This window comes from Isoptericola halotolerans, assembly GCF_003003075.1.
In the GTDB taxonomy this organism is placed as follows: domain Bacteria; phylum Actinomycetota; class Actinomycetes; order Actinomycetales; family Cellulomonadaceae; genus Isoptericola; species Isoptericola halotolerans_A.
The window spans coordinates 355951-377623 of record NZ_PVTX01000001.1 but is presented as its reverse complement, the minus strand read 5'-3'; the positions used below and the strand labels follow the sequence as shown (position 1 = coordinate 377623).

22 protein-coding genes are annotated in these 21673 nt (G+C 73.6%); 14 read left to right on the top strand and 8 right to left on the bottom strand.

Annotation, left to right across the window (positions count from 1 at the left end):
* Positions 1-77: 77 nt before the first annotated feature.
* Positions 78-2312, top strand: coding sequence for an NADP-dependent isocitrate dehydrogenase (locus BCL65_RS01810; protein WP_106264625.1), 2235 nt, complete (start codon positions 78-80; stop codon positions 2310-2312).
* Between the two features lie 60 nt (positions 2313-2372).
* On the opposite strand, the gene BCL65_RS01805 is transcribed toward BCL65_RS01810, so the two are convergent.
* On the bottom strand, positions 2373-2765 hold the full coding sequence (locus BCL65_RS01805) for a hypothetical protein (protein WP_106264623.1): 393 nt from the start codon (positions 2763-2765) through the stop codon (positions 2373-2375).
* A gap of 227 nt (positions 2766-2992) precedes the next feature.
* On the opposite strand from BCL65_RS01805, the gene BCL65_RS01800 reads away from it, so the two are divergent.
* Positions 2993-3478, top strand: a complete 486-nt coding sequence (locus tag BCL65_RS01800) for a Dps family protein (RefSeq protein ID WP_106264622.1) — start codon at positions 2993-2995, stop codon at positions 3476-3478.
* 57 nt (positions 3479-3535) lie between these two features.
* On the opposite strand, the gene purL is transcribed toward BCL65_RS01800, so the two are convergent.
* A complete protein-coding gene (gene purL / locus BCL65_RS01795) occupies positions 3536-5881 on the bottom strand; it encodes a phosphoribosylformylglycinamidine synthase subunit PurL (protein WP_106264620.1) in 2346 nt (781 codons plus the stop codon).
* A gap of 168 nt (positions 5882-6049) precedes the next feature.
* Entirely contained in the window at positions 6050-6622 is a 573-nt protein-coding gene (locus tag BCL65_RS01790; RefSeq protein WP_243400787.1) for a MarR family winged helix-turn-helix transcriptional regulator, read from the bottom strand.
* Positions 6623-6707: 85 nt separating this feature from the next.
* Between BCL65_RS01790 and BCL65_RS01785 the strand changes: the two genes are divergently transcribed.
* Genes BCL65_RS01785 through BCL65_RS01765 form a run of 6 tightly spaced genes read left to right on the top strand, consistent with a single transcriptional unit; the run spans position 6708 to position 10926 of the window.
* A complete protein-coding gene (locus BCL65_RS01785; RefSeq protein WP_106264618.1) occupies positions 6708-6914 on the top strand; it encodes a hypothetical protein in 207 nt (68 codons plus the stop codon).
* Positions 6911-7771: a phytoene/squalene synthase family protein gene (locus BCL65_RS17895; protein WP_165799935.1), complete on the top strand. Its 861-nt coding sequence runs from the start codon at positions 6911-6913 to the stop codon at positions 7769-7771. Before BCL65_RS01785 ends, BCL65_RS17895 begins: the two co-directional genes overlap by 4 nt.
* On the top strand, positions 7768-9378 hold the full coding sequence (gene crtI / locus BCL65_RS01780; RefSeq protein WP_165799934.1) for a phytoene desaturase family protein: 1611 nt from the start codon (positions 7768-7770) through the stop codon (positions 9376-9378). Before BCL65_RS17895 ends, crtI begins: the two co-directional genes overlap by 4 nt.
* A complete protein-coding gene (locus BCL65_RS01775) occupies positions 9375-9725 on the top strand; it encodes a lycopene cyclase domain-containing protein (RefSeq protein WP_243400786.1) in 351 nt (116 codons plus the stop codon). The genes crtI and BCL65_RS01775 overlap by 4 nt, the downstream gene beginning before the upstream one ends.
* A complete protein-coding gene (locus BCL65_RS01770) occupies positions 9722-10033 on the top strand; it encodes a lycopene cyclase domain-containing protein (RefSeq protein ID WP_106264617.1) in 312 nt (103 codons plus the stop codon). Before BCL65_RS01775 ends, BCL65_RS01770 begins: the two co-directional genes overlap by 4 nt.
* Positions 10030-10926 carry a prenyltransferase gene (locus BCL65_RS01765; protein WP_106264615.1) on the top strand — a complete coding sequence of 299 codons (897 nt, stop codon included), beginning with the start codon at positions 10030-10032 and terminating at the stop codon, positions 10924-10926. Before BCL65_RS01770 ends, BCL65_RS01765 begins: the two co-directional genes overlap by 4 nt.
* On the opposite strand, the gene BCL65_RS01760 is transcribed toward BCL65_RS01765, so the two are convergent.
* On the bottom strand, positions 10904-11533 hold the full coding sequence (locus tag BCL65_RS01760) for a hypothetical protein (RefSeq protein ID WP_106264614.1): 630 nt from the start codon (positions 11531-11533) through the stop codon (positions 10904-10906). The two genes, BCL65_RS01765 and BCL65_RS01760, sit on opposite strands and share 23 nt — an antisense overlap.
* 154 nt (positions 11534-11687) lie before the next feature.
* Between BCL65_RS01760 and BCL65_RS01755 the strand changes: the two genes are divergently transcribed.
* Positions 11688-12161 (top strand): hypothetical protein, encoded by a 474-nt coding sequence (locus tag BCL65_RS01755; RefSeq protein ID WP_106264612.1) that lies wholly within the window; start codon positions 11688-11690, stop codon positions 12159-12161.
* 154 nt (positions 12162-12315) lie between these two features.
* Entirely contained in the window at positions 12316-12657 is a 342-nt protein-coding gene (locus BCL65_RS01750; protein ID WP_106264611.1) for a hypothetical protein, read from the top strand.
* A 42-nt stretch (positions 12658-12699) separates the two neighbouring features.
* Here BCL65_RS01750 and BCL65_RS01745 read toward each other — a convergent pair whose 3' ends face one another.
* Positions 12700-14811 (bottom strand): acyl-CoA dehydrogenase family protein, encoded by a 2112-nt coding sequence (locus BCL65_RS01745; protein WP_106264609.1) that lies wholly within the window; start codon positions 14809-14811, stop codon positions 12700-12702.
* The gene (locus tag BCL65_RS01740; protein WP_106264607.1) at positions 14811-15536 is read right to left on the bottom strand and encodes a TetR/AcrR family transcriptional regulator; all 726 of its coding nucleotides are present in this window, start codon (positions 15534-15536) and stop codon (positions 14811-14813) included. Before BCL65_RS01740 ends, BCL65_RS01745 begins: the two co-directional genes overlap by 1 nt.
* Before the next feature lie 91 nt (positions 15537-15627).
* Here BCL65_RS01740 and BCL65_RS01735 point away from each other — a divergent pair, with 91 nt between their 5' ends.
* Genes BCL65_RS01735 through BCL65_RS01725 form a run of 3 tightly spaced genes read left to right on the top strand, consistent with a single transcriptional unit; the run spans position 15628 to position 19335 of the window.
* Positions 15628-16983 (top strand): acetyl-CoA C-acetyltransferase, encoded by a 1356-nt coding sequence (locus BCL65_RS01735; protein WP_106264605.1) that lies wholly within the window; start codon positions 15628-15630, stop codon positions 16981-16983.
* Between the two features lie 16 nt (positions 16984-16999).
* The gene (locus BCL65_RS01730) at positions 17000-18346 is read left to right on the top strand and encodes a 3-oxoacyl-ACP reductase (RefSeq protein ID WP_106264604.1); all 1347 of its coding nucleotides are present in this window, start codon (positions 17000-17002) and stop codon (positions 18344-18346) included.
* Complete coding sequence (locus BCL65_RS01725) at positions 18343-19335, top strand: MaoC family dehydratase (protein ID WP_106264602.1); 993 nt, start codon at positions 18343-18345, stop codon at positions 19333-19335. The genes BCL65_RS01730 and BCL65_RS01725 overlap by 4 nt, the downstream gene beginning before the upstream one ends.
* Positions 19336-19400: 65 nt before the next feature.
* Here BCL65_RS01725 and BCL65_RS18225 read toward each other — a convergent pair whose 3' ends face one another.
* Positions 19401-19535, bottom strand: a complete 135-nt coding sequence (locus BCL65_RS18225; RefSeq protein WP_258176856.1) for a hypothetical protein — start codon at positions 19533-19535, stop codon at positions 19401-19403.
* 72 nt (positions 19536-19607) lie between these two features.
* Here BCL65_RS18225 and BCL65_RS01715 point away from each other — a divergent pair, with 72 nt between their 5' ends.
* A complete protein-coding gene (locus tag BCL65_RS01715; RefSeq protein WP_106264599.1) occupies positions 19608-21077 on the top strand; it encodes an amidase in 1470 nt (489 codons plus the stop codon).
* Positions 21078-21163: 86 nt separating this feature from the next.
* Here the strand turns inward: BCL65_RS01715 and BCL65_RS01710 are convergent, their stop codons facing one another.
* Positions 21164-21628, bottom strand: coding sequence for a MarR family winged helix-turn-helix transcriptional regulator (locus BCL65_RS01710; protein ID WP_165799932.1), 465 nt, complete (start codon positions 21626-21628; stop codon positions 21164-21166).
* Between the last annotated feature and the right edge of the window lie 45 nt (positions 21629-21673).

Genomic DNA, 21673 nt, shown 5'->3' with positions numbered 1-21673 from the left:
ACGCTGTTTCGACACGGCCGCTCGGAGCAAAGTATCTTGATATCAAGCAATCTCGACGTCCTCAGGAGCATCTCCGCATGACGACCCAGCCGCAGTCAGCCGCCGCCCGGATCTACTACACGTACACCGACGAGGCGCCGCTGCTGGCGACGTACTCGTTCCTCCCGATCGTCCAGGCGTACGCGGCCAAGGCCGGCGTCGAGGTCGACACGCGGGACATCTCCCTCGCCGGGCGCATCCTCGCGCAGTTCCCGGACCACCTGACCGAGTCCCAGCGCGTCGGCGACGCCCTCGGTGAGCTCGGCGAGCTGGCCACCACGCCCGAGGCGAACATCATCAAGCTGCCGAACATCTCGGCGTCGGTGCCGCAGCTCAAGGCGGCCATCGTCGAGCTTCAGGGCCAGGGCTACGCGATCCCGGACTACCCGGAGGACCCGTCCACGGACGCCGAGCGCGAGGCCCGGGCCCGCTACGACAAGGTCAAGGGCTCCGCCGTGAACCCGGTCCTGCGTGAGGGCAACTCCGACCGGCGCGCCCCGGCGGCCGTGAAGAACTACGCCAAGGCGCACCCGCACAGCATGGGCGAGTGGTCCCCCGAGTCGCGGACCAACGTCGCCACGATGGGCGCTGACGACTTCTTCTCGAACGAGAAGTCGGTGACGATGCCCGCCGCCGACACCCTGACGATCCGCCTGCGCACCGCCGAGGGCACCCAGGTGCTCAAGGACGACCTGGCCGTCGAGGAGGGCGAGGTCGTCGACGGGACGTTCCTGTCCGTCGCCGCGCTGCACCGCTTCCTCGCCGAGCAGATCCAGCGCGCGAAGTCCGAGGGCGTGCTGTTCTCCGCGCACCTGAAGGCCACCATGATGAAGGTCTCCGACCCGATCATCTTCGGCCACATCGTCGAGGCGTTCCTGCCCGAGGTCTTCGAGCAGTACGGCGCGCAGCTCAAGGCCGCCGGGCTCTCGTCCCGCGACGGTCTCGGCGGCATCCTGTCCGGGGTGGACGCGCTGCCCGACGGCGAGGCCATCAAGGCCGCCGTGGCGAAGGGCCTCGAGGACGGCCCGGCGCTCGCGATGGTCAACTCGGACAAGGGCATCACCAACCTCCACGTGCCCTCGGACGTCATCATCGACGCCTCGATGCCCGCCATGATCCGCATCGGCGGCCACATGTGGGGGCCGGACGGCGCCGAGCACGACACGCTCGCGGTCATCCCGGACTCCTCCTACGCCGGGGTCTACCAGGCCGTCATCGACGACTGCCGTGCCAAGGGCGCCCTCGACCCGGCCACCATGGGCTCCGTGCCGAACGTCGGCCTCATGGCCAAGAAGGCCGAGGAGTACGGGTCCCACGACAAGACGTTCGAGATCCCGGCCGACGGCACCGTGGAGGTCGTGAACGCCACCGGCGAGGTGCTCTTCTCGCACGACGTCGCCGCCGGTGACGTCTGGCGCGCCTGCCAGACCAAGGACGCGCCGATCCGCGACTGGGTGGCCCTCGCCGTCCGCCGTGCCCGGGAGACCGGCGACCCGGCCGTCTTCTGGCTCGACGCGAACCGTGCGCACGACGCCCAGCTCATCGCCAAGGTGGAGAAGTACCTCGGGGAGCACGACGACCTCGAGGGCCTGGAGATCCTCGTCATGGCTCCGGCCGAGGCGACGCGCTACTCCCTGGACCGGATCCGTGCGGGCCTGGACACGATCTCCGTGACGGGCAACGTGCTGCGCGACTACAACACCGACCTCTTCCCGATCCTCGAGGTCGGCACGTCGGCCAAGATGCTGTCGATCGTCCCGCTGATGAACGGCGGCGGGCTCTTCGAGACCGGTGCGGGCGGCTCGGCGCCGAAGCACGTCCAGCAGCTGCTGGCCGAGAACTACCTGCGCTGGGACTCGCTCGGTGAGTTCTTCGCGCTGTCGGCGTCGTTCGAGCACCTGGCCCGCGTGGCCGGCAACGCGAGCGCCCAGGTCCTCGCGGACACGCTCGACCGCGCCACCGGCACGTTCCTCGACCAGGACAAGTCCCCGACGCGTCGCGTGGGCGGCATCGACAACCGCGGCTCGCACTTCTACCTCGCCCTGTACTGGGCGCAGGAGCTCGCCGCGCAGACCGAGGACGCCGAGCTGGCCGCGGCGTTCGCCCCGCTCGCCGCCACGCTGGCGGAGCAGGAGGCGACGATCGTCGACGAGCTGCTCGCGGCCCAGGGCAACCCGGTCGACGTCGGCGGGTACTACTACCCGGACGGCGACAAGGCCGCCGCGGTCATGCGCCCGTCGCGGACCCTCAACACGGCGATCGACTCGTTCTGACCCGAGGACGAGGACGGGCCCGGCCGAGATCTCTTCCTCGGCCGGGCCCGTCCACGTTCGTCACCAGGACCAGCCACGCGCGCTGAGCTCCAGCTCCTCCCGCAGCCGTTCGTCCTCGGTGACGCGCTCGTCGGCGCGCAGGGGGTGGTCGACGACGGCCAGCCCGGCCGCGCGGCACGCGTCCCGCAGCATCGCGTCGTACGCGTCCTGCGCGGCTCTCCAGTGGTGGGCACGGGCGTAGACGTCGGGGTCCTCGGTGACCTTGCGCAGCTCGTGCGACAGCTCGCCGAGGCGGATCTGGATCGCCAGCGTGACGAGGGGGTCGGGCCCGGCGCGGCGCCGTCGCCGCCGTGCCACCGCCGCCCGGTGGGGTGCCGAGCGCAGCCAGGTGACGACGGCCATGATCGTCAGCACGAGCACGACCGACACCAGGTACGCCAGCGGCCACGTCATCGAACAGCCTCCCGGTCCCAGCACGGTGACCTGTGCCACATCCTACCGCCGGAGATCGGCATCGGCGAAGGTTTGCCTGGCCTGCCCGGGCTCCCGAAGGCACGCCTGCCCTTGCTGGCGCACCTGCGGGAATGCTCCTAGCCTGGAATCGTTCAAGAGAACGGGAAGCACCGCGAAGCAAGCACGGTGACCGCCACCGGGCGATCCCCGAGAGAGCGAGGAACACCATGTCCGCACCGTCGATCCATCGCAGCACGCACCGCGCCGAGGCGTCGGAGAAGCTCCACGCACACCTGCAGCGGGTCCTCGTGGCCCTCGTCGACCTGCACGTCCAGGGCAAGCAGGCCCACTGGAACGTGACCGGGCGCGGGTTCCGCGACCTCCACCTGCAGCTCGACGAGCTCGTCGACGTCGCCCGCGAGCACAGCGACACCGTCGCCGAGCGCCTGCGGGCGCTGCAGGCCGTGCCGGACGGCCGCACCGAGACCGTCGCCACCCAGACCGACCTCTCGCCCTACCCGGCCGGGCTGGTGTCCGTCGGCGACACCGTCGACACGATCGTCGAGCGCGTGGCGCAGACCGTCGAGGTCGCCCGCACGGTGCACGACGAGGTCGACGCCGAGGACCCGACCTCGGCCGACCTGCTCCACGAGATCATCGCCGACCTGGAGAAGCAGGCCTGGATGATCTCCTCGGAGAACACCGAGGCCTGAGCACGCAGCACGCACGACGGCGCGGCCCCTCACCCGAGGGGCCGCGCCGTCGTCGTGTCAGCCGAAGATGCGGGGCAGCGTGCCCTCGTGGGCCTCGCGCGCCTCGTCCAGCGCGATCGCGAAGGACTCGTCGCCGAACGACACCGTCACCGCGTCGCCGCCGGTCTCGCCGAGCCGCGCGACGGGCACACCCTCCGCCTCGGCCGCTGCCACGAGCTCCGCCTCGCGCTCCGGCGCGACGGCGACCAGCGCCCGGGCGGTCGACTCGCTGAACAGCGCGCTGAAGGGCGTCACGGCGTCCCGCGCCGTGACCGCGTCCACCGTGGCCGTCACGCCCACGCCGTAGCGCAGCGAGGCCTCGAGCAGCGCCTGCACGAGCCCGCCCTCGGACAGGTCGTGCGCCGCCGTCGCCGCCCCGGAGCGACGCGCCTCCACGAGCACGCCGGCCAGGGCCCGCTCGGCCGCGAGGTCGACGCGCGGGGGCAGGCCGCCCAGGTGGCGGTGCTCGACGTCGGCCCACGCCGACCCGTCGAGCTCGTCGGCCGTGGCGCCCAGCAGCAGCACCGACAGGCCCGCGGCGCGCCAGCCCGAGGGCAACGCGGTGCGGACGTCCTCGATGACCCCGAGCACGCCGACCACGGGCGTCGGGTGGATCGACGAGTCGATCTGGCCGGGCTCACCCGAGCCGTTGTAGAGCGAGACGTTGCCGCCGGTGACGGGCACGCCGAGCTCCTGGCAGGCGTCGGCCAGCCCCTCGATGGCCTCGACGAGCTGCCACATGGAGTCGGGGTGCTCCGGCGAGCCGAAGTTGAGGCAGTCGGTGACGGCGAGCGGCGTCGCCCCCGTCGTCGCCACGTTGCGGTAGGCCTCCGCCAGCGCGAGCTGGGCGCCGGCCCGGGGGTCCAGCTTGCCGTAGCGGCCGTTCGCGTCGGTGGCCAGGGCCACGCCCAGGCCGGTCGACTCGTCCACCCGCACCACGCCGCCGTCGTCGGGCTGCGAGAGCGCGGTGTTGCCCTGGACGTAGCGGTCGTACTGGTCGGTCACCCAGGCGGGCGAGGCGAGGTTCGGCGAGGCGAGCAGGCGCAGCGCGGTGGCCCGCAGGTCGTCGGCGGACTCCGGGCGGGTGAGCCCGAGGCCGACGACGGACGCCTTCTGCAGCTCGTCCTGCCAGACCGGGCGGGCGTACGGGCGGTCGTAGACCGGTCCCTCGTGCGCGACCGTCCGCGGGTCGACGTCGACGATGCGCTGGCCGTGGTGGTCGATGGTGAGGCGGCCGGAACCGTTGACCTCGCCGATCACGGACGTCTCGACGTCCCACCTGTCGGTGATCGCCAGGAAGGCGTCCAGCTTCTCCGGGGTGACGACGGCCATCATCCGTTCCTGCGACTCCGACATGAGGATCTCGCCGGCGTTCAGGGACGGGTCGCGCAGCAGGACGTCGTCGAGGTCCACGTGCATGCCGCCGTCGCCGTTGGAGGCGAGCTCGGACGTGGCGCAGGAGATGCCGGCCGCGCCGAGGTCCTGGATGCCCTCGACGACCTTCGCCGCGTAGAGCTCGAGGCAGCACTCGATGAGCACCTTCTCCATGAAGGGGTCGCCCACCTGCACCGACGGGCGCTTGGCTGGCACGCCGTCCTCGAAGGTCTCCGAGGCGAGGATGGAGGCGCCGCCGATGCCGTCGCCACCCGTGCGCGCACCGAACAGGATGACCTTGTTGCCCGTGCCGGAGGCGTTGGCGAGGTGGATGTCCTCGTGCCGCAGCACGCCCAGGCAGAGCGCGTTGACGAGCGGGTTGCCCTGGTACGAGGAGTCGAAGACGAGCTCGCCGCCGATGTTCGGCAGGCCGAGGGAGTTGCCGTAGCCGCCGACGCCGGAGACGACGCCGTGCACGACGCGGGCGGTGTCGGGGTGGTCCACCGCGCCGAACCGCAGCTGGTCCATCACGGCCACGGGGCGCGCGCCCATCGAGATGATGTCGCGCACGATGCCGCCCACGCCGGTCGCGGCGCCCTGGTAGGGCTCGACGTAGCTCGGGTGGTTGTGCGACTCGACCTTGAAGGTCACGGCCCAGCCGTCACCGATGTCGACGACGCCGGCGTTCTCCCCGATGCCCACCAGCAGGTGCTCGGTCATCTCGGGCGTGACCCGGTCGCCGAACTTGCGCAGGTGGTTCTTCGACGACTTGTACGAGCAGTGCTCGGACCACATCACCGAGTACATCGCGAGCTCGGCGGCCGTGGGGCGCCGCCCGAGGATGTCACGGATCCGCTGGTACTCGTCGGCCTTGAGCCCGAGCTCGCCGTACGGCTGGGGCTCATCAGGGTTCGCGGCGGCGTTCTCCACGGTGTCGAGCGTCGGGCGCGGGGGCGGCACGGTGGCGGCACGGTCGGCAGCGGCGGTCATCAACATCCCTCGGGTCGCACGGGGCGCCGGACCGGGTGATCTCCGTGGGCACGGGACGGTCGCCGCACGCCCACGGAATCCGGCGTCGGTCCGGGCCAGGTCGCGCGCGACCCCTGGTCCCGACGGCGTGCCACGAGCGGGCTCGACGCGGGGCGGGGCGGCGCAGGGTCAGTCTACCGGCGCGGGAGCGGTCCCCGGAGCGCCGGCGGCCCGGCCCTCCGGGGCGTCGGTGACCACGTGCGTCGCGGCGTCGTCGTGCTCGCGCGCGAGCTCGGCGGCCATCGCCTCCAGGAAGTCGCGGACCGCGGGGCGCGCGGAGGCCGGGACGGCTCGCGCGATCTCGAGCATGCGCGAGTGCATGCTCCCCAGGCGTTCCCGGACCTCGTGGTGCGCGCCGCCCGTCGCCCGGACCACGACGGAGCGGCGGTCGGTGGGGTGCGGCTGGCGCTCCAGGTGGCCGGAGCGGCAGAGCCGGTCGACGAGCTTGGTGGTGGCGGCGGTGGAGATGTCGAGCTGCGCGGTCAGCATGCGCGGGGTCACGGGGGTGCCGCTCTGCTCGCTCTCGATCACGTAGCGCAGGGCCCGCAGGTCGATCACGTTCATGTCCATGTCGCGGCTGGCGCGCTGACGCATGGACTCGTCGGCACGGCGGAATCCACGCACGGCGTCGAGCAGTCCGCGCGCCTCGGCGTCCGCGGTGTCGTACCAGTACGGCGACGATCCGCTGCTTGCCTGGGTCACGGCGACATCGTAGCCTCATTGTGGTTAGTATCTCGCCTAGCAAGATACTTACTCAGCAGACTGAGGTTCTAGAAGGAGGCCCAGCGTGGCTCGACGACAGCCGGACACCGGCGGGAGCGGCGTCCTGGCGCGTCGGCACCCACCGGCCGGCGGCACCACCGCCGAGACCGCCGAGTGGTCGGCACCGGCGTCGTGCGACATGCTGAACGACGTGCTGACGACGGCGGAGCGCGAGACGGCGGTGCGAGCGTCGGGCCCGGCTCCTGCCGCGACCCTGGCGGCCGTCGCATGACCGCCCCCGTCCCGCCCCTCACCGACTTCGACCGCGCCGCCCGGCGGACCGCCGCCGCCGTCGTCGACACCTACTCGACGTCGTTCGGCTGGGCCTGCCGGCTCCTCGGCCCCTCGGTGCGCGACCACGTGCGAGCCGTCTACGCGCTGGTGCGGGTGGCGGACGAGATCGTCGACGACGTGGCCGCCGACCTCACCGTCGCGGAGCGCGACGAGCTGCTCACCGGGCTCGAGGAGGAGGTGTCCTCCGCCACCAAGCGCGGCTACAGCCACCACCTGGTGGTGCACGGGTTCGTCCGCACCGCACGCCAGTTCGGGATCGGCGCCGACCTCGTCGACCCGTTCTTCGCGTCGATGCGCACCGACCTGTCGGTCACCGAGCACGACGCCGAGAGCTTCGCGCGCTACGTGCACGGCTCGGCGGAGGTGGTCGGGCTGATGTGCCTGCGCATCTTCGTCGACGGGGCGGACGGCGCCTACGCCCGCCGGGCGGCAGGTGCAGCGCGCCTCGGCGCCGCCTTTCAGAAGGTCAACTTCCTGCGGGACCTCGCCGACGACGTCGACGTCCGCGGGCGTCGCTACTTCCCCGGACTCGACCCGGCGGCGTTCGACGACGCCACGAAGGACCGCCTGCTGGACGACATCGAGGCGGACCTGGCCGTCGCCCAGCGGGCGATCCGGGACCTGCCCCGGTCCAGCCGGGTGGCCGTGCAGCTCGCGCACGACCTCTTCGCCGAGCTGGCACGGCGGCTGCGCGACACCCCGGCCGCCGCCCTGCGTCACGAACGGGTGCGCGTGCCGGACCCCGTCAAGGCACGGCTGGTCGCCCGCGCCCTCGCCCGGGAGGCGGTCCGGTGAGGGTCGTCGTGGTCGGCGGCGGGATCGCCGGTCTGGCGACCGCCGGGCTGCTGGCGCGCGAGGGGCACGACGTCGAGGTCCTCGAGCGGCACGACGCCGTCGGCGGGCGTGCCGGCTCCTGGGAGGCGGGCGGCTTCCGGTTCGACACCGGCCCCTCCTGGTACCTGATGCCCGAGGTGTTCGACCACTGGTTCCGGCTCATGGGCTCCTCCGCGGAGGCGGAGCTGGACCTGCACGCGCTCGACCCGGCCTACCGGGTGTTCTTCGAGGGGCACGCCGGCCCGCTGGACGTCGACCGGGTCCGGGCGCGCAACGTGGCCGCCTTCGAGGCCGTCGAACCCGGCGCCGGGGCACGGCTGGAGCGCTACCTCGACTCGGCGCACGACACCTACGACATGGCGGTGCGGCACTTCCTGTACACGACCTTCGCGTCGTGGCGCGGCCTCGCGACGCGGGAGGTGCTGACCCGCCTGCCCCGCCTCGGGACGCTCCTGGGCCGCTCGCTCGAGTCGTTCGTCGCCGGTTCCTTCGACGACGTCCGGCTGCGTCAGGTGCTCGGGTACCCGGCCGTGTTCCTCGGCTCCTCGCCGGACCGCGCGCCCAGCATGTACCACCTGATGAGCGCGCTCGACCTGGACGGAGGCGTGCGCTACCCCCAGGGCGGCTTCCACGCGCTCGTCGCCGCGGTCGCACGCCTGGCCGAGCGGGCCGGTGCCCGCGTGACCACCGGCGCCCGCGTCACGGAGATCACGACGGCGTCCGGCCCGGGCACGGCACCGGGCCCGCGCCGCGCCCGCGCCCACGTCACCGGGGTGCGGTGGACGGACCCGGAGGGCACGTCGCACCAGGTCGGCGCGGAGGTCGTCGTCGGGGCCGCCGACCTGCACCACGTCGAGACCGAGCTGCTGCCGGCCTCCCTGCAGACGTTCCCGCAACGCTGGTGGGACCGGCGCGACCCGGGCCCGGGCGGCGTCCTGGCGATGCTGGGGGTGCGCGGCCGGCTCCCCGAGCTGGCCCACCACTCGCTGTTCTTCACCGCCGACTGGCACCGGAACTTCGGTGACATCGCCGCCGGACGGGTGCCCGACCCGGCGTCGCTGTACGTGTGCGCCCCGTCGCGCACCGACCCGACCGTCGCGCCGGCCGGCGACGAGAACCTGTTCGTGCTCGTACCCGTCCCGGCCGACCCCGCCATCGGCCGCGGCGGGATCGACGGTGCCGGGGACGCGACGGTCGAGCAGGTGGCCGACGCAGCGATCGACCGGGTGGCCGCGTGGGCGGACGTGCCGGACCTGCGCGACCGCATCACGGTGCGCCGCACCGTCGGGCCCGGGGACTTCGCCACCGACCTGTCCTCGTGGTCCGGGGGGATGCTCGGCCCGGCGCACACCCTGCGCCAGAGCGCCATGTTCCGTGCCGGCAACCGTTCGCGCCACGTCGGCGGCCTGCTCTACGCGGGCGGTTCCACCGTCCCCGGCATCGGGCTGCCCATGTGCCTCATCAGCGCCGAGCTGGTGCTCAAGCGGCTGCGCGGCGACACGAGCAGCGGTCCCCTGCCCCTCTCCCGGCCCCGTCCCGACGCCACACGCGCGGCGGAGGTGCCGTGAGCTGGACGGACCTCGTCTACCTCGGGCTGCTGCTGGGCGCGCTGGGGTGCATGGCCCTGATCGACCACCGCGCCCGGCTGCTGCTGTTCTCGGCGCACCCGGTGCGCGGTGCCGCCGTCCTGCTGACGGGCACCGCCGTGTTCCTCGCCTGGGACGTCGTGGCGATCGGCGCCGACTACTACGAACGCGGCGGCGGCGCCATGACCGGGATCGAGCTCGCCCCGCACCTCCCGCTCGAGGAGCTGTTCTTCATCCTGTTCCTCTGCTACGTCACACTGGTGCTGCACGGGCTGACGGCGCGGTGGGCCGCCGCGCGCGCCCGCCGCGCACGAGGGGGGACCCGATGACCTACGCGCTGCTCGCCGTCCTGGTCACGGCCGGGGCCCTGGCGGTCGCCGTCGTCGCCGCGGTGGTACGCGGGCTGGGTGCGCGGTGGTGGGCCACCGTCGCGCTGACCGCCGCCGTCCTGATCGTCCTGACCATCGTCTTCGACAGCCTCATGATCGCCGCCGACCTCTTCCGCTACGGTGAGGACGAGCTGCTGGGCCCGGTGATCTGGCTGGCACCCGTCGAGGACCTGGCCTGGCCGGTCGTCGCCGCGCTCCTGCTGCCCGGACTGTGGGCACTGGCCGCACCGAAGGAGAGCACCCCGTGACCGCCGCCACCCAGCACCGGACCTCGACCGCGCTGCGCCAGATCGTCGGGTCGTCGCGCCCGGTGAGCTGGATCAACACCGCCTACCCGTTCGCCGCCGCCTTCGTCATGGCGGGCGGCATCGCGGACACCGGTGTCACCGAGCTCGTCCTCGGCGCCCTCTACTTCCTGGTGCCCTACAACCTGCTGATGTACGGGCTCAACGACGTCTGGGACTACGAGTCCGACCTGCGCAACCCTCGCAAGGGCGGCATCGAGGGGGTCGTGCTCTCGCGCCGCTGGCACCGGGTCACGGTGTGGGCGGCGGTGGCGACCAACGTGCCGTTCCTCGTCTACCTCGTCGCGGTGGGCGACCCGACGTCGACGGCGGTGCTCGCCGTGAGCGTGTTCGCCGTGGTCGCTTATTCGGCACCGCGCCTGCGCTTCAAGGAGCGCCCGGTGCTGGACTCGGCCACCTCGAGCACCCACTTCGTCAGCCCGGCGGTCTTCGGGATCGCCCTGGCGGACGGTGCGTTCACCGGACCGGTGCTGGCGGCGCTGATCGGCTTCTTCTGCTGGGGCATGGCGTCGCAGGCCTTCGGCGCGGTCCAGGACGTCGAGGCGGACCGTGCCGTCGGCATCGGTTCGGTCGCTACCTGGCTCGGGGCGGCCCGGACCGTCCGCGCCGCCATGGCCTGCTACGTGGTGGGCGGGCTGGTCCTCATCGCCACCGGCTGGCCGGGGATGCTCGCGGCACTGCTCGCCGTGCCGTACGTGGTGAGCATCGCGCCGTTCCGGAACCTGGCCGATGCCGACTGCGAGCAGGCGCACGCCGGCTGGAGCCGGTTCCTGTGGCTCAACATCGTCACCGGGTTCCTGGTCACGCAGCTGCTCATCTGGATCGCTCTGCGCTGAACGGACCCTCGACCGCCGCGAGTCCTGCCGCGGCGGCGCCGAGGACGAGGCCGACCCTCGTGTGCGGGGCACGGACCCCGCGTGCGCGCAGGCGCTCGCCGACGCGGTAGGCCCACCGCTCCCCCAGGACGGCGAGGCTCCCGGCGAGCGCCAGTCCGGCCGTGACGGCGACACCGGCGACGACGGCCCGGCCGGGTCCGGTGGTCCTCTCCGCCGGGTCGTCGTCGGGGACGCCCGACGGATCGTCGTCGAGGTCGAGGTCGAGATCGAGATCCTGATCGTGACCGTCGTCGGCACCCGGATCGTCGCCCCCGGGGGCGTCGGCGACGGCACGCAGCCGGTCGCGCAGGTCGCGGACCTCGCGGACGGCGGCGCGCGCCTCCGCGCCCTCGCGCGTCACGGCGAGGGCGAGCCCGACGCCGGCCACGAGCACGGTCGTCTTGACGAGCACGCGGGCCCAGCGGGGGCGGACGACGTCGGGCACCGCGTACCAGGCGAGCGTGGCGCCGGCGCTGAGCGCGACGGAACCCAGGTCGACGCCGTGCGGCGCGGCGCCGTCCGGCCCGGTGCCAGGCCGTGGCTCGGTGGAGAGGTGGAGCGTGGTCATGCCCGGGACAACGCGCTGCGCCCGGCCCGGGTTCCGTCCCGGCCTGGACTTGAACAACCCTTGGACCACGTGACCCGTCCCCGTGAAGCCGGTCACATCTTGTTCAGAGGCGGCCGGGGTTTGCCTCGGTCCGACACCGTGCTTTGATGCGCTCGTGGAACTCCTCCGACCATTCACCCCCGGTGCCTTCCGTTACGGGCTGGCGTCCTGGACGTGGCTCGGCATCCACGGCAAGACGCCGCGCTTCGCCTCCCTCTTCGGGGACGTGTTCCTCGAGTCGCTCGAGGGGTGGTGGTTCCTGGACACGGTGGAGGGCACGCTGGAGCTGCGCTGGCCGACCGCCGTCGAGCTCACGGCCGAGCTCGAGTCCCCCGACGGTCGCACCGACATCCTGCTCGAGGACCTCGTCATCGAGGCGGCACGGCACGGCGTGATCCCGCAGCACGACGAGGTGCTGACGTTCATGCCGCACCCCCGCCTCGGCGGCCGGTTCAGCGCCGACTCCGTCGTGCCGGTCCGGTTCGAGCTGGCTCTGCGGCTCGCCGGCGAGGTGCACCGCCAGGCCCGACCGGAGCCGTCGCCGCTGCTGCTGGGGCACAGCCTCGCCGGGCGCCACGCCCACTCCTGAAGGGCCCGATCTTCACACCGTCCTGAGGTGGCCGAGAGGTTCGGTCGCGGTCGGTACCGAGTTGTGACCTGCTGGAGCGCCCCTGCGGATGCGGCGGGGGCTCATCTGTCGTGTCCTGGAGTGGCACGGATGAGGCGGACCGTGGAGGTAGGTCATGAGACGGGTGCTGCTCGTGGGGAGCGCCGTCGCCGTCGGCGACGGCTTGCTCCTCGGCTCGGCGATCGCGTTCGGATGGACGGTGCTGGTGCTGCTGGCGATCACCGCGGGAGCCGTCGGGACCCTCGCTGTCGCGATGCTGACACCGCCCCCGCGCACCCCGGCACGGCCGGCCACGGTCACGCTGGGGCTGCCCCTGCGGGAGACCGCCGCCGAGCCCGAGGAGACGACGGCCGGCGAGGGCGCGGTGGCTGCGGACGACCCGCTCGCCTACCCCGCAGCGCCCGAGCGCGAGCCGGCTGGCGCCGTCGTCGGGCGACCCGCCCCGGTCGCCGCCTGAGGGCGGGCGGAGCAGCCCGCGAGGGGCCGCTCCGCCGGTGGCTCAGCGCTTCTTCTTCAGGGACTTCTCGCTCACCGGCGCCTCGCCGCTCGCGCGCCGGGCCGCGTAGTACGCGCGGGCCTCGGCCTGCCGCTCGGCCTCCGCCCCCGAGGCGATCTTCGCGCGCAGGTGCTCCTGGCCGAACCCCCAGCCGTCGACCAGGTCCACGGCGTGCGGGCGCAGGCGCAGCAGCAGCCGGTCGACGTACGCGGTCACCGTGCGGGCGCGCTGGTCGGAGAGCCGGCCGTGCAGCAGGTACCAGGTGAGGTTGCGCTCGATGACGGTGAGCCCGAAGACGTCCCGCACCCACGTCATCACGCGACGCGTGTGGGCGTCCTCGATCGAGGGCAGGGCGTCGGTGAACGCCTCCCAGCGCAGCAGGTCGGCGTGCGCCTTCGCCGCCTCGACGAGCGCCACCTGGTTCTGGTCCAGGATCCGCGCCGCCTCAGCAGGAGCGGCCTTCTGCGCGGGCCGCAGCGCCAGGGCCACGTCTTCGACCATCGTCGCCACCCGGTCGGCGAGCAGCTCGCGCTGGGTCTCGGCGTCGCGCAGGTGCCCGGCCGCCCGGCGCGGGTCGCCGACGTCGGCGATCGCCTGCGTCACCCGGCGCAGGCCGGTCCGGTGCAGCGCGGCGTCCGTGGCCCGCTCGACGACGAACCGGGCCATGCCCGCCGGCGTCTTCGTGGCGCCCTTGAGCTCGCGGCCGTAGTCGCCGACCAGCCGCTTGGCGACGAGCTGCGCCAGCACCGTGTTGTCGCCCTCGAACGTGGCGTACACGTCGAGGTCGGCACGCAGCGACGTGATGCGGTTCTCGGTGAGGAACCCGGCGCCGCCGCACGCCTCGCGGCACTCCTGCAGCGTGTCGAGCGCGAACGCCGTCGACGTCGACTTCAGGGCCGCCGCCGTCGTCTCCAGGTCCTCACGGTTCTCCGGGGTGTCGTGCTCGCCGGAGAAGACGTCGTCGAACAGGTCGAGGAGGCGTTCGTTCGCGAAGTGCCCGGCGTACGCCTCCGCGATCCGCGGGAACAGGCGGCGGCGGTGCGTCGCGTAGTCCAGGACCACCATCTCGTCGACGCCGGGGCCGGCGAACTGCCGCCGCTCGGCGCCGTACTTCACGGCGATGGCGAGCCCGATCTTGGCCGCGTTGACGGCCGAGCCGTCGAGCGAGACGCGGCCCTGCACGAGCGACCCCAGCATGGTGAAGAAGCGACGCCCGGGGCTGTCGATCGGCGACGAGTAGGTACCGTCCGGGGCCACGGAACCGTAGCGGGCCAGCAGGTCGGTGCGCGGGACGCGCACGCCGCTGAAGTGCAGGCGCCCGTTGTCGATGCCGCGGAGCCCGCCCTTGAGCCCGTCGTCCTCGCCACCGACGCCCGGGAGGAACGCGCCGGCGCTGCCGTCGGCGTTCGTCTCGCGGATCGGCACGTAGAAGCAGTGCACGCCGTGGTCCACACCGTTCGTGATGAGCTGGGCGAACACCGTGGCGGCGGTGGCGTGCTGGGCCGCGTTGCCGAGGTAGTCCTTCCACGCGCCGCGGAACGGGGTGTCGAGCACGAACTCCTCGGTCTCCGGGTCGTACGTCGCCGTGGTGCCGATGGAGGCGACGTCGGAGCCGTGCCCCGTCTCGGTCATGGCGAAGGCGCCCGGGACGGTCAGGTCCATCGCGCCGGGGAGCAGACGGTCCTGCTGCTCGGGCGTGCCCAGGTGCAGGATCGCCGCACCGAACAGGCCCCACTGGACGCCGGCCTTGATCTGCAGCGACGGGTCGGCCGCGACCAGCTCGGAGAAGCAGGCGAGGTTCGCGCCGGGCTGGTCCCGGCCGCCCATGCGCTCGGGGAACGCCAGCCAGGTGATCTTGTCGTCGTCGGCGACCATCTCGCGCATCTGCTCGAGGGTGCGCTCGCGGTGCTCGGCCGGCGTCAGCGTCTCGTCCTTGTGGAACCGCGGGTCGGCGGAGCGGTCTCGGGCCGCGCGACGCTCGGCGGGCCAGCGGCCCAGCAGCAGCCGGGTCAGGCCGTCGACATCGATGCGGGCCTCCGCGTCGCTCGCGGAGGGGCGGCTCGCGGAGGCGGTGCTGGCGTGGTCGGCCGCGGGGCGGTCGGACGTCGTCGTCATCAGGGCTCCTGCTTCTCGGTGGTGGATGTGTCCGTGGGTTCCGCGGACCGGCCGGTGGCGCCGTGGTGCAGCACCCCGACGGGTCCGTTCCACAGCCAGGTGGTGATCTGGTCCGTGAGCTCCTCGCGCGTGAGCCCCGCGGCGAGCGTGTGGCCGAGCCACCACTCGCCGGTGCCTCGCACGAAGCCGACCGCACCGGCCGCCCAGGCGGCCGCCGTCGGCTCCGGGACACCGGCGGCCTGCGCGGCCGGCTCGGCGACCAGCGTGATGACCGAGTCCAGGTAGGCGCCGAGCGCCTCCACCCGGCCGGACCCGCCGTCGTCGGGCACGTTGCCGCCGATGGCGGTGCGGGTGACGAACCAGTACACGTGGGGCGAGCCCTCGATGGTCTGCAGGTAGACGCGCACCATCGCCCGCAGGGCGGCGTGCGGCGTCGGCGCCTCGTGGGCGGCCTCGGCGAGCCGCCGGTGCATGCCCGCCACGACGGATTCGGCGACGGCGAGCCGCAGCCCGGCCTTGTCGTCGAAGTACCGGTAGAAGATCGACTTGGAGGTGCCGGCGGCGGTCGCGATCTCGTCCATGGAGGCGCCGGGGCCGAGCTCGTGGATGGCCCGACGGGCGTCGCGCACGAGCGAGGTCCGCCGCTGGGCACGATGATCGTCCCAGCGGGTCGACCGGCCGTCAGGCCTCGGGCGGGACTGCGTCCCCTGTGCTGCGACCGTCATCGGTCACCCCTCACGACTCGTCTCACGAAACTCAGAGTATCAGGTACTGTGAGTACCACCTGTACCCGTCGGAGTGTAAGGAAGCACCGCAGTGGCTACTCGCCAGAAGACCAGCGCCCCCGCGGCCGGTGGCGCAGCCGCCCAGCCGCAGACCGTCCGTGACGCCGTCGTCGTCGGCGGCAACCGCATCCCCTTCTCGCGCGCCGGGAAGAAGTACGCGGACGCGTCAAACCAGGAGATGTTCACCGCCGCCCTCGAAGGACTCGTCGCCCGGTTCGGCCTCCAGGGCGAACGGCTCGGCGAGGTCGTCGGCGGGGCCGTGCTCAAGCACTCCCGCGACTTCAACCTGATCCGCGAGTCGGTGCTCGGCTCCTCGCTGTCCCCCGCCACGCCGGCCTTCGACCTCCAGCAGGCCTGCGCGACCGGCCTCGAGGCGACCATCAACGTCGCCAACAAGATCCGCCTCGGCCAGATCGAGTCCGGCGTCGCCGGCGGCAGCGACACCGTCTCCGACGCGCCGATCGCCGTCAGCGAGGGCCTGCGCCGCGCACTGCTCGAGGCCCAGCACGCCAAGACCTGGCAGGCCCGCGCCAAGGCGCTCGCCGCGCTCCGTCCCGGTGACCTCAAGCCGCTGACGCCCGCCACGGACGAGCCCCGCACCGGGCTGTCCATGGGCGAGCACCAGGCGATCACCACCGCCCGCTGGGGCATCGCCCGCGAGGCGCAGGACGAGATCGCGCTCGCCAGCCACCAGCACCTCGCCGCCGCGTGGGACGCCGGGTTCTTCGACGACCTCGTCACCCCGTTCCGCGGGCTGACCCGCGACGACAACCTCCGCGCGGACACCTCGATCGAGAAGCTCGCGAGCCTCAAGCCCGTGTTCGGCAGGTCGCTCGAGACACCGCCGACGATGACCGCCGGCAACTCCACGCCGCTCACCGACGGCGCCTCCACCGTGCTCCTCGGCTCCCGCGAGTGGGCCGAGTCCCACGACCTGCCCGTCCTCGCCCGGTTCGTCGACGCCGAGACCGCCGCCGTGGACTTCGTGCACGGTCACGAGGGCCTGCTCATGGCCCCGGTGCACGCCGTGCCCCGCCTCCTCGCCCGCAACGGGCTCACCCTCGACGACATCGACTTCTTCGAGATCCACGAGGCGTTCGCCTCGACGGTGCTGACCACGCTCGCCGCGTGGGAGGACGTCGACTACGGCAAGAACGAGCTCGGTCTCTCCGGCGCGTTCGGCACCGTGGACCGCGCCAAGATCAACGTCAACGGGTCGTCGCTGGCCGCCGGGCACCCCTTCGCCGCCACCGGTGGACGGATCGTCGCCACGGCCGCCAAGCTCGTCGCCCAGCGTGCCGCCGAGACGGGCAGGCCCGCCCGCGCCCTCATCTCCGTCTGCGCCGCCGGCGGCCTCGGGGCCACCGCCGTCGTCGAGTCCGTCTGACCCGGGAAGGAAACCGATGACCGACCGCTACACCCAGGCCGTCAACTCCGGGTTCACCAAGACGCTCGCCAAGAAGCTTGGCCTGCCCCGCCCCGCCATCCTGCGCCGCTACCGCGCCGGCGACCCGCTCACCGTCGGGCCCGTGCTCGTGGTGGCCGACGGCGCCTCGAAGGCCGACGCCGACGCGCTCGCCCAGGCGCTCCTCGCCTGGGACGTCGACGTGCGCCGCCAGCCCACGGACGACGTCCGCTGGGGAGCCGTGCTCCTCGTGGTCACCGAGGCGGCCCACCCCACCGACCTCGCCGAGCCGGTCCTCGCCGTCGGCTCCGTGCTGCGCAGCCTCGCGCCGAACGGCCGCGTCCTCACGGTCTCCCGCGCCCCGGTCGACGGCGACTCGCCCGCCCTGGCCGCCACGCGGAACGGTGTGGACGGGTTCCTGCGCTCGCTCGCCAAGGAGCTGCGCGGCGGAGCCACGGGCAACGGCGTGGTGCTCACCGACGGCGCGGCCGTCGACGCCCCGTCGACGCTCGCCACCGTGCGGTTCTTCCTGTCGGCCAAGAGCGCGTACGTCGACGGCCAGCTCCTGCGCGTCGGCCCCGCCGGCCCCGCCGGGACCGACCTCACCACCGACCGCCCGCTGGCGGGCAAGGTCGCCGTGGTCACGGGCGCCGCCCGCGGCATCGGGGCGGCCATCGCGAAGACGCTCGCCCGCGACGGCGCCACCGTGGTCTGCGTGGACGTCCCCGCCGCCGGCGAGGGCCTCAGCCGCACCGCCAACGACGTGGGCGGCACCGCGCTGCAGCTCGACGTCACCGCCGACGACGCGGGCGAGCGCATCCTCGCCCACGCCCGCGAGCGCCACGGCGCGCTCGACATCGTGGTGCACAACGCCGGGATCCTGCGTGACAAGCTGTTGGCCAACATGAATCCGGGCCAGTGGGAGTCGGTCGTCGCCGTCAACCTGGCCGCGCAGCTGCGCATCAACGAGTCCCTCCTGGCTGCCGGGCTGGAAGGGCTGCACATCGTCTCCCTCGCGTCCACCTCGGGCATCGCCGGCAACAAGGGGCAGTCGAACTACGCGTTCTCCAAGGCGGGCGTCATCGGGCACACGCGGGCGACCGCTCCCCTGCTCGCCGCGCAGGGCGGGACGGCCAACGCCGTCGCACCCGGCTTCATCGAGACGGACATGACGTCCTCGATCCCGTTCGCCACCCGCGAGGTGGCCCGCCGGCTGCCGACCCTCGCCCAGGGCGGCAAGCCCGTCGACGTCGCCGAGGCCATCGCGTTCCTCGCCTCCCCCGCGGCCGCCGGCGTCAACGGCCAGGTCCTGCGGGTGTGCGGCCAGCACATGGTGGGCCAGTGACGGCCGAACCCCTGCGGACCGGCGACGGCACGGCGCTCCGCGTCGAGACCCAGCCGAGCCTCCCGGGGCTCGGCGGGCTCTACGCGCGGGGCGCCGCGGCGTCGGGCCGGATCGCCGCCGGCCGCGCCCTGCCCGGGCTGCCCGTCATCGGGGCCGGGCGGTCGCCGTCGGACACGGACCACGACGGCGGCCCGCTCACGCTGCCCGACGTCGCGTACCGCGTCGCGGGCGTGTCGACCGCCGGTCTCGGCCGGCACCTGCACGAGTACCAGCGGTTGCTGCACGAACCCGTCAGCGACGTCCTGCCCGCCGGCTACCTGCACGTGCTGGCGTTCCCGCTGGCCACGGCGGTCATGGTGCGCGGCGACTTCCCGCTGCCCCTGCTCGGCATGGTGCACCTGCACAACGCCGTGGAGCTGCGCGGCCCCGTCCGACTCGGGGACGCCCTCGAGGTGCGGGCCTGGGCGGAGAACCTGCGCCCGCACCGGCGAGGTGTCCAGGTGGACCTCGTCGCGGAGATCCGGCGCGACGGCGGCGACCCGGCCGAGCGGCCCGTGTGGCGCGGGGTGTCGACGTACCTCGCCAAGGGCTTCTCCCTGCCGGACGCCCCGGCGGCCGACGACGAGCCCCGCGCGGAGTGGCACCTGCCGCTGCCGACGGGGCGCTGGGCGCTCGGCCCCGGCACGGGCCGCGCCTACGGCGCCGTGTCCGGCGACCGCAACCCCATCCACCTGTCAGCCCTGTCGGCGAAGGCCTTCGGGTTCCCACGGGCGATCGCCCACGGCATGTACACCGCCGCACGGGCGCTGGCCGACGTCGGGCACCAGCGCGGCGACGCCTACCGGTGGACGGTGGAGTTCGCCAAGCCGGTGCTCCTGCCCGGGACGGTGGACCTCGCGGTCACCCAGGAGGAGGACGGGTTCGAGTACGTCGGCTGGAACGGTCGGCGTCGGCAGAAGCACTTCTCCGGGACGGTCACGCCGCTCTGATCGGCACGTCCGTGCCGGCGACGTCGTGGAGGGTCGTGCTTCAGGTGCTGAAGCACGACCCTCCCCTACGTCGCACCGGCGAGGCCGGGACGGTTCCGGACCCGCCACAGCAGGACCATGAACCAGACGAACCCCACCAGGGCGACCACGAGCAGCGGGAGCACGATGAGGCCTCCCGGCAGCATCCACGTCGGCGACATCTCCATGACCCCCGGGGATCCGACGAGCGCGACGACGGTCAGCCCGTCTCGTCGCCGTCGTAGGGTCGGGGCATGGACGCCCTGCACGAGCTGACCGCTGTCGAGCTGCGCGACCGGCTCCGCGCCGGCGAGCTCACCCCGGCCGAGGTGACCGAGCACTTCCTGGCGCGCATCGCGGCCCGCAACGACGAGCTCGGCGCGTTCTCCCGGGTGACCGCGGACCTGGCGCGGGAACGCGTCGCGACGCTCGGGCCGCCGTCGGGCACCCTGTGGGGGATGCCGACGGGTGACAAGGACCTGTTCGCCCGCGCCGGGGTGCCGACGGGGTTCGGCTCGCGGGCGTTGGCCGGGTTCGTGCCGGAGGTCTCCGACGGCGTCGTGCTCGACCTGGACGCGGCGGGCACGGTCAGCCTCGGGCGCACCACCGCGCCTGAGCTCGGCTTCCCCGCCTACACCGAGCCGCTCGCCGGGCCGGTCGCGCGCAACCCGTGGGACCTCGAGCGTGGCGCGGGCGGGTCCAGCGGCGGTGCGGCGGTCGCCGTCGCGGCCGGGATGCTGCCCTTCGCCCCCGGGTCCGACGGCGGTGGTTCCGTGCGCATCCCGGCCGCGGCCTGCGGCGTGGTCGGCCTGAAGCCCTCGCGCGGGTTGCTGCCTTCGGGCTCGGGCGTCGAGGCGCCGGGCGGGCTCGTGACCAACGGGCCGCTCGCCCGCACCACCGCGGACACCGCGCTGCTGCTGGAGGGCATGCTGGCCCGGCAGGCCGACGGCCGGGTGGCGCACCCGTACACGCTCCGCACCGAGGCGGCGAGCGCGGGAGCGTACCTGGCGGCGGCCCAGCGTGGCGAGGTGGCCGGGGCGGACGGCAGGCAGGGCGGGGCGCACGGGCGCGGCGCCCGGTTCCGGCTCGGCGTGACGACCTGGTCCGCCTGGGACGACTACTACGAGATCACCGTGAGCCCGGAGGCGACGGCGGCCCTCGACACGGGGGTGGCGGCGCTGGCCGGGCTCGGGCACGAGGTGGCGGAGCACCGCTGGGACCCGGCGCCGGAGTACGGCGACGCGTTCCGCAGCCTGTGGATGGGCGGCGCGTCCGCGGTGCCCATCGACGACGAGGCCGCGCTGGACCGGCTCGAGCCGCTGACCCGGTGGCTGGTCGGGCGGGGCCGCGAGGTGCCCGCCCGCGAGCTGGTCGAGGCGCTGCGGACCCTCTCGGCGTTCGAGCGTCGGCTGATCGCCGGGATGGGCGACCTCGACGCGGTGGTCACCCCCGCGCTGGCGATGACGCCGCGGCCGGTGGGGTGGTACGACGCCGAGGATCCGGACCGCAACTTCCGGCAGCAGTGCCAGTACACGCCGTTCACCTCGTGGCTCAACGTGGCGGGCCTGCCGGCGATCACCGTGCCGACGCACTGGACCGACGACGGCCTGCCGATGGGGATCCAGATCATCGGCCGGCCTGGCGGCGAGCTGACGCTGCTGGCCCTGGCCGCCCAGCTCGAGGACGTGCTGCGCTGGCCGGAGAGGCGTCCACCGGTCTGGTGAGCGGTACTACCTCGGCGCCGGTGCTACTACCTCGACGTGAGCGGTACTACCTCGACGCGGGCGCTACTACCTCGGCGCGGGCGGTTCTACCTCGGCGCGGGCAGGCCGGTGGTCAGCCCGCGGAGCTGGTCGCGGAGCCGGTCCACCGCCTCGTCGCCCAGCTCCTCGCGCCAGCGGTCGGTCAACCGCTCGCTGACCTGGGTCGCCGCCCGGCAGTACTCGGCGCCATGGCCGGTCAGCGTGACGCGCCGGGCCCGGCGGTCGCCGGGGTCGGGCGCGGTGACGACGTACCCGAGCCCCTCGAGCTCGCGGACCACGCCGGTCATCGCCTGACGAGTCACCCCGGCCCGCTCCGCGAGGGCACTGATCGTGGTGCCGTCCGGGTCGAGGTGCACGAAGACCGGCACGTGCACCCGCCGGATCTCGGGGTACCCCTGGGCGGCCACCTCCGCGAGCGTCGCGGCGACGACGTCGTCGGCGGCGGCCAGCAGCAGGAAGCCGAGGTCGTCGCGGGCGCCCGCCGAGAACCGGCGCAGCTCCTCATCGAACACGATGCGCAACCCCCTTGACAATATAGGCAAGCCGGTTGACGATCA

Bases quoted from the DNA above. Each gene is read 5' to 3' on its own strand.
- BCL65_RS01740 (WP_106264607.1), bottom strand. From the start codon at position 15,536: ATGACGGTCGCAGCACAGGGGACGCAGTCCCGCCCGAGGCCTGACGGC.
- BCL65_RS01800 (WP_106264622.1), top strand. From the start codon at position 2,993: ATGTCCGCACCGTCGATCCATCGCAGCACGCACCGCGCCGAGGCGTCG.
- purL (WP_106264620.1), bottom strand. From the start codon at position 5,881: ATGACCGCCGCTGCCGACCGTGCCGCCACCGTGCCGCCCCCGCGCCCG.
- BCL65_RS01730 (WP_106264604.1), top strand. From the start codon at position 17,000: ATGACCGACCGCTACACCCAGGCCGTCAACTCCGGGTTCACCAAGACG.
- BCL65_RS01760 (WP_106264614.1), bottom strand. From the start codon at position 11,533: ATGACCACGCTCCACCTCTCCACCGAGCCACGGCCTGGCACCGGGCCG.
- BCL65_RS01750 (WP_106264611.1), top strand. From the start codon at position 12,316: ATGAGACGGGTGCTGCTCGTGGGGAGCGCCGTCGCCGTCGGCGACGGC.
- BCL65_RS01745 (WP_106264609.1), bottom strand. From the start codon at position 14,811: ATGACGACGACGTCCGACCGCCCCGCGGCCGACCACGCCAGCACCGCC.
- BCL65_RS01805 (WP_106264623.1), bottom strand. From the start codon at position 2,765: ATGACGTGGCCGCTGGCGTACCTGGTGTCGGTCGTGCTCGTGCTGACG.
- BCL65_RS01810 (WP_106264625.1), top strand. From the start codon at position 78: ATGACGACCCAGCCGCAGTCAGCCGCCGCCCGGATCTACTACACGTAC.
- BCL65_RS01770 (WP_106264617.1), top strand. From the start codon at position 9,722: ATGACCTACGCGCTGCTCGCCGTCCTGGTCACGGCCGGGGCCCTGGCG.
- BCL65_RS01715 (WP_106264599.1), top strand. From the start codon at position 19,608: ATGGACGCCCTGCACGAGCTGACCGCTGTCGAGCTGCGCGACCGGCTC.
- BCL65_RS18225 (WP_258176856.1), bottom strand. From the start codon at position 19,535: ATGTCGCCGACGTGGATGCTGCCGGGAGGCCTCATCGTGCTCCCGCTG.
- BCL65_RS17895 (WP_165799935.1), top strand. From the start codon at position 6,911: ATGACCGCCCCCGTCCCGCCCCTCACCGACTTCGACCGCGCCGCCCGG.